At 74.3% G+C, this 9,605-nt stretch carries 8 protein-coding genes; 6 read left to right on the forward strand and 2 right to left on the reverse strand.

Features of this window, described 5'->3' with window-relative positions:
• Positions 1 to 27: 27 nt before the first annotated feature.
• Genes ACP4IX_RS23420 through ACP4IX_RS23430 form a run of 3 tightly spaced genes read left to right on the forward strand, consistent with a single transcriptional unit; the run spans position 28 to position 4,280 of the window.
• The gene (locus tag ACP4IX_RS23420) at positions 28 to 2,448 is read left to right on the forward strand and encodes a beta-ketoacyl synthase N-terminal-like domain-containing protein (RefSeq protein WP_426556536.1); all 2,421 of its coding nucleotides are present in this window, start codon (positions 28 to 30) and stop codon (positions 2,446 to 2,448) included.
• The gene (locus ACP4IX_RS23425; RefSeq protein WP_426526384.1) at positions 2,445 to 3,227 is read left to right on the forward strand and encodes a thioesterase II family protein; all 783 of its coding nucleotides are present in this window, start codon (positions 2,445 to 2,447) and stop codon (positions 3,225 to 3,227) included. The genes ACP4IX_RS23420 and ACP4IX_RS23425 overlap by 4 nt, the downstream gene beginning before the upstream one ends.
• 15 nt (positions 3,228 to 3,242) lie before the next feature.
• Positions 3,243 to 4,280, forward strand: a complete 1,038-nt coding sequence (locus ACP4IX_RS23430; protein ID WP_426556537.1) for a ketoacyl-ACP synthase III family protein — start codon at positions 3,243 to 3,245, stop codon at positions 4,278 to 4,280.
• Between the two features lie 7 nt (positions 4,281 to 4,287).
• Here ACP4IX_RS23430 and ACP4IX_RS23435 read toward each other — a convergent pair whose 3' ends face one another.
• Complete coding sequence (locus ACP4IX_RS23435) at positions 4,288 to 4,629, reverse strand: YrdB family protein (protein WP_426526380.1); 342 nt, start codon at positions 4,627 to 4,629, stop codon at positions 4,288 to 4,290.
• Between the two features lie 95 nt (positions 4,630 to 4,724).
• A complete protein-coding gene (locus tag ACP4IX_RS23440; RefSeq protein WP_426556538.1) occupies positions 4,725 to 5,528 on the reverse strand; it encodes an AfsR/SARP family transcriptional regulator in 804 nt (267 codons plus the stop codon).
• A 290-nt stretch (positions 5,529 to 5,818) separates the two neighbouring features.
• Between ACP4IX_RS23440 and ACP4IX_RS23445 the strand changes: the two genes are divergently transcribed.
• The 3 genes from ACP4IX_RS23445 to ACP4IX_RS23455 are packed head-to-tail and all read left to right on the forward strand — an operon-like array spanning position 5,819 to position 9,491.
• Positions 5,819 to 7,741 carry an HAD-IIIC family phosphatase gene (locus tag ACP4IX_RS23445; protein ID WP_426556539.1) on the forward strand — a complete coding sequence of 641 codons (1,923 nt, stop codon included), beginning with the start codon at positions 5,819 to 5,821 and terminating at the stop codon, positions 7,739 to 7,741.
• On the forward strand, positions 7,738 to 7,965 hold the full coding sequence (locus ACP4IX_RS23450; protein ID WP_426526374.1) for an acyl carrier protein: 228 nt from the start codon (positions 7,738 to 7,740) through the stop codon (positions 7,963 to 7,965). Before ACP4IX_RS23445 ends, ACP4IX_RS23450 begins: the two co-directional genes overlap by 4 nt.
• A 20-nt stretch (positions 7,966 to 7,985) precedes the next feature.
• Complete coding sequence (locus ACP4IX_RS23455) at positions 7,986 to 9,491, forward strand: MFS transporter (protein WP_426526372.1); 1,506 nt, start codon at positions 7,986 to 7,988, stop codon at positions 9,489 to 9,491.
• The last annotated feature ends 114 nt before the right edge of the window (positions 9,492 to 9,605 follow it).

Here is a 9,605-nt window from a genome sequence, read left to right on the forward strand (position 1 = left end):
ATGACCACCGAGCGCAGGAGCAGTGAGATGTCCGAAGCACCAGTGAATCCCGAAGAACTGCGGCGGGTGATCGAGGACCAGCTCCGGCTGTCCCGCCGGCTCAAGGAGCGGCTGGCGGCGGCCGAGGCCCGCGCGCACGCACCCGTGGCCGTGGTCGGCACGGCGATGCGGCTGCCCGGCGGCGTCGACACCCCGCGCGCCTACCGCGACTTCCTGTACGCCGACGACCCGGACTTCCGGGCCCTCGTCCCGATACCCGGGGACCGCCCCTCGCTGCGGGCGGTCCACCACCCCGAGCGCGGCACCGCCGGCCGGTCCTACGTGGACCGGGCCGGGTTCCTCGACGACATCGCCTCCTTCGACGCCGCCTTCTTCGGCATCTCGCAGCGCGAGGCCGAGACGATGGACCCCCAGCAGCGGCTGCTGCTGGAGGTCTCGTGGGAGGCGCTGGAGCGGGCCGGAGTCGCGGCGCGCCGTCAGGACCGGCTGCCGGTCGGCGTGTTCGTCGGCGTGATGGCGTCGGAGTACGGCCGGCGTTTCGTCGGTGACGGCGACTACAGCCGTATCGACCCGTACCACAGCACCGGCAGCGGGCACTGCTTCCTGGCCGGCCGGATCTCCTACGCGCTGGGCCTGTCGGGTCCCGCGCTGAGCATCGACACCGCCTGCTCCTCCGCGCTGGTGGCGGTGCACCAGGCGGTGCGGGCGCTGCGCGACGGCGACTGCCGCTACGCGCTGGCCGGCGGCTCCAACCTGATCCTGGGCGCGGACCTGATGGTGGCGCTGTGCCAGGGCGAGGCCCTGTCGGCCGGCGGCCGGTCGCGCACCTTCCTGGCGGACGCCGACGGTTACGGCCGCGGCGAGGGCGTCGGCATGCTGACGCTGATGCGCCTGGACGACGCCGTCGCGGAGGGCCGCCAGGTGCACGCGGTGATCCGCGGCACCGCCGTCAACCACGACGGGGCGTCCTCCGGGTTCACCGTGCCCAGCGGGCCCGCGCAGCAGGAGGTGGTCCGCGCGGCCCTCGCCGACGCCCGCACCGAGCCGTCCGCCGTCGGCTACGTCGAGGCGCACGGCACCGGCACCGCGCTCGGCGACCCGATCGAGGTCGGCGCCCTGGACGCGGTGGTCGGCACCGGGAGCGGGACGCGTGGGGAGCCGGTCGTGCTCGGCAGCGTGAAGTCCCGCATCGGGCACCTGGAGGCCGCCGCCGGTATCGCCGGGCTGCTGAAGCTGGTCGTCCTGCTGGGCGAGGAGCGCGTCCCGGCGAGCGTGCAGCAGGGCGACGGCCGCCTGAACTCCCTCATCCCCTGGGAGCAGATCGGTGTGGCGGTGCCCCGCGGGCCGGTGCCGTGGCCCGCGCGGGACGGTGCGCGCGTGGCCGGCGTCAGCGCCTTCGGGCTGTCCGGCACGAACGCGCACGCCGTGCTCGCGGCGCCCGCCCCGCGGGCGGCCGGCGGACCGGCGCCCGAGCCGGGCCACCCGGAGCTGCTGACGCTGTCCGCCAAGGACCCGGCGGCGCTCGCCGAACTGACCGACCGGGTGCGTACCGCGCTCGCCGGACGGGACGCGGCCGGGGTGGCCGCGCTGTGCCACACCCTGCGCGCCGGACGGGTCCACTTCGGGCACCGGCTCGCCGTCGTGGGCACCGGCGCCGGGGAACTGGCCGCGGCCCTCACCGGCGTGCGGCGCGGCGTCACCGTCCCGGCCGTCGACCGGGTCACGTTCAGCTCCTGCCCCGGGTCCGAGGAGGTGCTGGAGCGGGCGCTCGCCGTACTGGCCCGCGCCTACCCCCGGCTGGCCGCCACAGCCACGGGTTCCGCGGGCCCCGCCGCCCGGCTCGGCGGTGTCCTGGCCGCGCTGGGCGTGCGGACGTCCGCGGCACCGGCCCGGGAGACGGCGCACGGACCGGTGGCCTACCTGACGGCCGCCGGGGAGACGCTGCCGCTGGTCGCGGACGACCCGGAGGCCGCCCCCCGGCTGCTGGCCGCCGCCCTGGCCGCGCTCTTCCACTCGGGCGCCGACCTGCGTCTGGAGCTGCTGGCCGCGCCCGGCGCCCGGTTCACCGAGGCGCCCACCTACCCGTTCCAGCGCAAGCGGTTCTGGGTCGAGGAGACCGAGCCGTCCCGGGCGGACGAGGCCGCCGCGGCCGTGGAGACCGCGGCGGCGCCGGGCCCCCGGCCGGTGCCCCGCGATCCGGCGGAGATCAGCGCCTACCTCGCCACCGAACTGGCCGCCGTCCTCAAGGCGGACGGCCTGCTGCCCGCCGAGACACCGTTCTGCGAGGTCGGCGGCGACTCCTTCACCGCGATGCTGCTCACCAAGAGCGTCGAGCAGCGCTACGGGGTGGAACTGCCCACGCTCGACTGCCCGGTGGAGATGCCGGTCGGTGACCTGCTGGCGTACCTGGGCGACCAGGTGAGCGCCGCCACCGGAGGGGACCGATGAACAGCCGCACCCGAGCCTTCCACCGTCCGCGTCCGGTCGACGCGCCCGCCGTCCGGCTGGTCGGCTTCCACCACGCGGGCGGTTCGGCGGCCGTCTACCGGCCGCTGGTCCAGTGCCTGCCGGACGACTGGGACCTGCTGCTGCTCGACCTGCCCGGCCGGGGCCGGCGGGCCGGGCAGCCGGCCCTGGACGACATGACCGAGGTGGTCGCCACCGCCGTCGCCGACGTCCTGCCCTGGGTCGACGGCACCCCGCTCGCCCTGTTCGGGCACAGCATGGGCGCCGTCGTGGCGCTGGAGACGGCACGGTCCCTGGAAGGCCTGGGCAGTGCCCCGGTGTGGACGGGCGTGTCGGGGCGCGTCGCCCCGCACTTCGAACGCCCCGGCGCCGTCCCGCTCAGCACCCTCGACGACGACGCCCTGCTGCGGGTCCTGCTCGGCCTGGGCGGGATGCCGGAACGGGTCACCGAGTCCGCCGACTTCGTGGACCGGTTCCTGCGCACCGTGCGCGCCGATCTGACCGCGGTCGACCACTACCGTCCGGCCGCGACCCGTTCGCCGATGAGATCACCGCTGAGTGTGTTCGGCGGCACGCAGGACCTTTGGGCGCCCCCGGCGGCCATGCATCTGTGGCGGCGGGAGACCTCCTCCCGCTTCGCCCAGAAGTTCTTCCCCGGCGGCCACTTCTACTTCCTGAACGACCGCTTCCCCGCCCTCACCGACCAGCTGGTCCGGCAGATCGGAACCTGCCGGCACGACTCCACGCCCCAGGCGGCGTAGGAAGAGGAGACCACGATGCGTTGGGACAACGTGTACGTCGCCGGACTCGGCGCCCACCTGCCCGAGCGGGTGGAGACCGCCGACGAGGCGGTCGCCGCGGGCCGCTACGACGCCGAGGAGGCCCGGGCCAACGGCATCCGCGCGGTGCGCGTGGCCGGCCCCGACGAGCCGGCCCCGGTGATGGCCGCGGCCGCCGGCCGGCAGGCGGTCGCCCGGGCCGGGCTGCCCGCCGACCGCTACGGGATGGTGCTGCACGCCTGCGTCGGCCACCAGGGCCAGGACTTCTGGACCCCGGTCAACTACGTGCAGCGCGAGGCGGTCGGCGGCACCGGTCTGACCGTCGAGGTCCGCCAGGGCTCCAACGGGGGCCTGGCCGCCGTGGAACTCGCCGCCTCCCACCTCGCCGCGCGCGGCACCCCGCAGGCCGCGCTGGTGACCACCGGCGACGCCTTCCGCATGCCGTACTTCGACCGCTGGGGAAGCGACAGCCAGTCGGTGTACGGCGACGGGGCCGGCGCGATGGTCCTGTCCAACCGGGGCGGGTTCGCCCGGCTGCGCTCCACCGCCAGCTGCTCCGACTCCTCGCTGGAGCCCATCTACCGCGGGACGACCGGCTGGACCGACGGCCCCTTCCACGACGGCGGGCCGGTCGATCTGCGCAGCCGCAAGAGCGACTACCTGCTCCGGGAGGAGGGCGGCTACGACCGGGTCATCCAGCGGATGACGAAGAACGCCTCCCAGGTCCTGCGGGAGGCGCTCGACGACGCCGACGCGAAGCTGCCGGACGCCCGGTTCTTCGTGCACTCCAACATCGCCGAGACGATCGTGGAGTTCTCGTTCCACTCCGTGCTCGGCGTCGACCCGGACACCACCGTGTACGACTGGGGCCGCGACCTCGGGCACATGGGCGCCGGCGACCAGCTCATCGGCATCAACCACGTCGCCGAGACCCGCGGTCCCCGGCCCGGCGACCTGCTGGTCACGATGGGGGTCGGGGTGGGCTTCATGTGGACCGTCGCCGTCCTGGAGTTCCTGGAGACGCCCCGGTGGTGAACGGGCGTCACTGGTTCCACAGGAGCCGGAGCGCCGCGTTGACCAGGTAGAGACCGGCGAAGCCCGCCGCCCAGCCCGGCCTCCCCGAGGCGGCCAGGGCGGCGGCACCGGCGCCGAACCACAGCACCTCCAGGGCGACCCGTCCGCCTCCGTGCAGCGGGTACGGCGCCTTGGGCGAGCCGAACAGCGCCCACACCGCGATCAGCGCGACCGGCGCGCCGATCCCCAGGGCCAGCTTGACCGGCCATTTGTCGCTGGCGGTGAATCCCCAGAGCGAGGCCGCGGCGTACACCGCGAGTTCCAGCAGGAACATCAGCAGCATGTTGAGGGCCTTCAGGGACGAGAGCATGACGGACTCCTGTTTCGGCATGGGGGTGGGTCGGACGTCGTGGGGGTACGGGTTCGGGTTCGGGCGCGGGTGCGGGCGCAGGTGCGGGCGCAGGCTCACACGGTGAGGTCGCTGCGGACGGTGAAGCGGTCCAGCTCGGGGTCGGAGACGAGGATCGCCCGCTGCAGTTCCTGCAGCCGCGGCGACGGCGTCACCCCCAGCTCCTCGACCAGGCACTCGCGCAGTGCGGTGAAGGCCTCCAGCGCCCGCCACTGCTGACCGGACCGGTAGAGCGCGATCATGTACTGCGCGCGCAGGTTCTCGTGCATCGGATGCCGCGCGGTGAGCACCGCCAGTTCGCTCAGCAGCGCCTGGTGCCGGCCCAGTGACAGGTCGGCCTCGACCCGCGCCTCGACGGCCATCAGCCGGTTCTCCTCCAGGCGGGTGACCTCCACGCTCAGCCGCATCCCGGTGCACACGTCGACCAGTGCCCGGCCGCGCCACACCGCCAGCGCCGAACGCAACAGCCGCGACGCGGTCGCCCGGTCCCCGAGGTCCATCGCCCGCCGCCCCGCCGCGGTCATCCGCTCGAAGGCGTGGACGTCCGTCTCCTCGGGCGTGATGTCCAGCAGGTAACCGCCGTACCGGGTGGTCAGCACGTCCTTGGCACTGCGCGGCCCGTCCGCGGGCAGCGCGGCCGCGAGCCGCTTGCGCAGCTGCAGGATGTACGTCTGCAGCGTCGTCTGGGCGCTGCGCGGTGGCTCGGTTCCCCACAGCTCCTCCATCAGGCTGGCCACGGGAACCACCTGGCCGGCCTGGAGTGCCAGCAGTGCCAGTACCTGACGCGGCTTTCCCGCGGTCGGCAGCAGCGCGACCCCGTTCTCCGTCGCCTCGAAAGAACCCAGGATCTTGATGTCCATGTCGGACGCCTCCCCCACTCACCGGGTCGCATTGATGCCCTCATGGTTGTCCACCACGGGGGTCCGGCGGCAGTGCGAGGCTCACCGGCCCGCTGTGAAACCCCCCTTGCCCGAAGCGTGAAGAACACATGCGCCCCGCGGGAGCACCGCACGTGCCGCGGCGGGCGGGTGCAGGCCCGTACGAGCGGGGCTCAAGCGGCGACGACCAGCCTGGGCCACGGGCGGGGCGACCGTGCGGACGGTGCCGCGCACCGGTGCCCCACCGAACGCGGCGAAGTGAGGAGAGAGCATTGACCACGGTATCCAGCCCGGCCCCACCCGAAACCCGTCCGTCCCCGCTGGCGGCGCTGCGCACGCTGCGCCGGGAAGGACAGCTCGCCGCCCGTTACCCGCGGATCGCGCCCCTGCTCGCGGAGCTGGCCGGCACCGGCGCGGAGACGGACCTGCGGCGGGCGGGCTCGGTCCTCGCCCAGCTGGACCACGCCCAGGTCCTGGCGGCCTGGCCGGAGACGGAGACCGCGGTCATCGCCGTCACCGGGCACTCCACCCTGGGCGGCCTGGGCGACCCGCTGGCCGCCGAGTTCGGCCGGCACGGCGTGCTGACCGAGACCCGGCCGAGCGACTTCGACGCCTACCAGCGCGATCTGCGGGACACCGGCAGCCCGCTGTACGCCGCCGACGTCGATCTCGCCCTGTGCGTGCTCGACCCGCAGGTCCTGCTGGACGAGCTGGGCTCCCCCTGGCAGGCGGAGGACCTCGCGCGGGCGGTGCGGCGCAAGCTCGCCGAGATCGAGCGGCTGGCCGGCACCTTCACCGCGCACGCGCGCGCGGACCTGGTCCTCAACACGGTGCCGCTGCCGCGCACGGTCACCCACCAGCTCGTCGACCACGAGTCGCGGGCCCGGGCGGGGCTGGCCTGGCGGGACTTCAACAGCGGCCTGCTGCGGCTGTCGCTGGCCGACCCGCGCGTGCACGTCGTCGACCTCGACCCGCTCGTCGCGGCCGGGACCGCCCTCAACGACGCCCGCATGGCGGCGTACGCGAAGGCCGTCCTCGGCGACGACCTGCTGGCCCGGTACGCCCGCGAGGTCGCCCACCTGTCCCGGATGCTGCGCGGCCGGACCAAGAAGGTGCTCGTCGTCGACGCCGACAACACCCTGTGGGACGGCGTGCTCGGCGACGACGGCCCGGACGGGATCGCCGCGGCGACCACCTTCCGCGGCGAGGCGTTCGGCACCTTCCAGCGTCTGGTGCGGCAGCTGGGCTCGCAGGGCGTCCTCCTCGCCGTCAGCAGCAAGAACGACCACGACGACCTCGTCCGGGTCGTCCGCGAGCACCCCGACATGGTGCTGAGGGAGGACGACTTCGCCCGGATCAACGCCAACTGGCGGCCCAAGGACGCCAATCTGGAGGACATCGCCCGCCGGCTCAACGTGGGCGTGGACAGTCTCGTGTTCGTCGACGACTCGCCCTTCGAGTGCGGGCTCGTCGCCGCCGGGCTGCCGCAGGTCGCCGTGGTCCGGCTGGACGACGAACCGGCGCTGCACGTCGAGAAGCTGCTCGCCGACGGCTGGTTCGACACCGCACGGCTCACCGCGGAGGACCGGGCCCGCGCGGCCCGGTACCGCACCGAGTCGGTCCGTGCCGACCTGCTGGAGAGCGCCGGCTCCCAGGAGGAGTACCTGAGCCGGCTGGGGGTGCGGGTCGCCCTCGCGGAGGCCGCCCCCGGCGACGCGGACCGGATCGCCCAGCTGTCCCTGCGCACCAACCAGTTCAACCTGACCACGGTCCGGCTGCGGGCCGCCGACGTCACCGAGCGGCTCACCGACCCCGCCCACCTGGTCCTGGTGATCCGCTCGGCCGACCTCTTCGGCGACAACGGCGTCGTCGGCGCGGTCCTCGCCCGGCGCGACGGCGACACGCTCCGCGTCGACAACATGCTGCTGTCCTGCCGGGTGTTCGCCCGGGGCATCGAGCAGGCCGCCGTCGCCGCGCTGCTCGGCCACGCCCGGGCGACGGGCGCCACGCAGGTCACCGCCGTCTACCGGCCGACCGGGAAGAACCGGAACGTCCGTGGGTTCTGGCCCTCCCTGGGCTTCACCACCCTCTCCGTCGCGGACGACGAAGTCCGCTTCCGGCACGGCCTGCGGGACCTTCCTGCCGTGCCCTCGCACATCAGCCTCGACTGCGCCCTGGAAGGGGCCCACCGATGACCAAAGAGGAATTCATCCACCTCGTCCGCGACGAACTCGACCTGCCGCTCGGCACCGACGACCTCGACGCCGACTTCGACCGCGTCGTCAGCTGGGACTCGATGCACATGGTCCGCCTCGTCGCCGCCGTCGAGCAGCAGACCGGCAGCCGGGTCCCGGTCGGCAGGCTGCTCGCCGACCGCAGTATGTCCGCCATCTACGAACGCATCAGCGAAGCCGCCTGAGCCGGGAGGAACACACCGTCATGAGCATCGACGCGTACGACACGCAGCGCACCGAACCCGCGCCCGTGTCCACCGTCCCCGGGCGGGACACGGACACCGGCGCGAGCCCGGGCCCGGCCGTCAGGCGCGGCCTGGTCCTCTTCCTGGTGGCCACCGCCCAGCTGATCTGCGTCCTGGACTCCACGATCGCCAACGTGATGCTGCCGGAGCTGCGCGCGGACCTCGGTCTGAGCACCTCCGGCCTGCAGTGGGTCATGAACATCTACGTGGTGCTGTTCGGCGGGCTGATGCTGCTCGGCGGCCGGCTCACCGACGTGTTCGCCCGGCGCTCCGTTCTGGTGGCCGGCCTGCTGCTGTTCACGGCCGGCTCGCTGCTGGCGGCCGTCGCGGAGAGCGGCGGCATGCTGCTGACCGGCCGCGGGCTGCAGGGCGTGGGCGCCGCCGCGCTGTCCCCCGCCGCCCTGTCCATCCTCGTCACCACCTACCCGGAGCCCAAGGAGCGGGCCAAGGCGCTCGGCGTCTGGGGCACCGTGATGGGCGTGGGCGCCAGCCTCGGCACCCTCCTGGGCGGGGCGATCACCGACGTGGACTGGCGACTGGCGTTCCTGATCAACATCCCGATCGGAGCGGCCCTGCTGATCGCCTGCTTCCTCTGGATTCCGCGCAGCGCCCCGGCCGGGCCCCGGCCGCCGGCGGACGTCGTCGGCGCCGTGACCGGCACCCTGGGCCTGCTGGCCCTCGTCTACGGCATCGTCCGCGCGGGCCACGACGGCTGGAGCGACTCGGTGGCCCTCGTGTCGCTGGGCGCGGCGGCCGTGCTGCTCACCGTGTTCGTGCGCGTGGAGGGCACGGCCAAGGCGCCGCTGCTGCCGCTGCCGCTGCTGCGCCGCAAGTCCGTCACCTCGGGCACGCTCGCCCAGCTGATCTCGGCCGGCCTGATGCTGCCGTCCTTCTTCATGCTGCCCCAGTACATGCAGGAGGTCCTGGGCTACAGCCCCCTGGAGGTCGGCCTCGCCTACATCCCGACCTGCCTCGCCATGCTCGGCGTCTCCGGCGCCGTCCCGGTACTGATCGCCAAGTACGGCCCCAGGGTCCCGTACATCCTGGGCAACGTGCTGCTGGCCGGCGTGCTGGTCCTGATGGTCAACGCGCCGACCGAGACGACGTACTGGTCGCTGCTCCTGCCCGTCACCGCCCTGCTCGGCGTCGGCCTGGTCCTGTGCCTGATGACGGCGCCCGTCGTGGGCACGCGGGACGCGACGGAGCAGGACGCGGGCACCACGTCCGCGGTGCTCAACGCGTCCACCGAGATCGGCGGCGCGCTCGCCCTCGCCGTGACGGCCACGGTCGTCGGCTCGCGCCTGGCGGAGCTCACCGCGGACGGCGTGGACCCGGCCACCGCGTTCACCGAGTCGATCCAGCGCGGCTTCCTGGTGCTGTTCGTGTGGATCGCCGTGAACGTGGCGGTGGGTCTGCTCGGCTTCGGTGGCCGCCCGCAGGCCGCGGACGGGCAGAAGCCGTCCTGACACCGGCGTGCGGGCGGGGGGGCCCCCCCCCCCCCCCCCCGCCCCCCCCCCCCCCCCGCGGCCCCCCCCCCCCCCCCCCCCCCCCCCCCCCCCCCCCCCCCCCCCCCCCCCCCC

It is taken from the genome of Streptomyces sp. WG5 (assembly GCF_049974565.1).
GTDB lineage: Bacteria > Actinomycetota > Actinomycetes > Streptomycetales > Streptomycetaceae > Streptomyces.

What these genes read in the sequence shown, in the direction of transcription:
- ACP4IX_RS23420 (WP_426556536.1), top strand. Translation starts at nt 28, where the DNA reads ATGTCCGAAGCACCAGTGAATCCCGAAGAACTGCGGCGGGTGATCGAG.
- ACP4IX_RS23425 (WP_426526384.1), top strand. Translation starts at nt 2,445, where the DNA reads ATGAACAGCCGCACCCGAGCCTTCCACCGTCCGCGTCCGGTCGACGCG.
- ACP4IX_RS23430 (WP_426556537.1), top strand. Translation starts at nt 3,243, where the DNA reads ATGCGTTGGGACAACGTGTACGTCGCCGGACTCGGCGCCCACCTGCCC.
- ACP4IX_RS23435 (WP_426526380.1), bottom strand. Translation starts at nt 4,629, where the DNA reads ATGCTCTCGTCCCTGAAGGCCCTCAACATGCTGCTGATGTTCCTGCTG.
- ACP4IX_RS23440 (WP_426556538.1), bottom strand. Translation starts at nt 5,528, where the DNA reads ATGGACATCAAGATCCTGGGTTCTTTCGAGGCGACGGAGAACGGGGTC.
- ACP4IX_RS23450 (WP_426526374.1), top strand. Translation starts at nt 7,738, where the DNA reads ATGACCAAAGAGGAATTCATCCACCTCGTCCGCGACGAACTCGACCTG.
- ACP4IX_RS23455 (WP_426526372.1), top strand. Translation starts at nt 7,986, where the DNA reads ATGAGCATCGACGCGTACGACACGCAGCGCACCGAACCCGCGCCCGTG.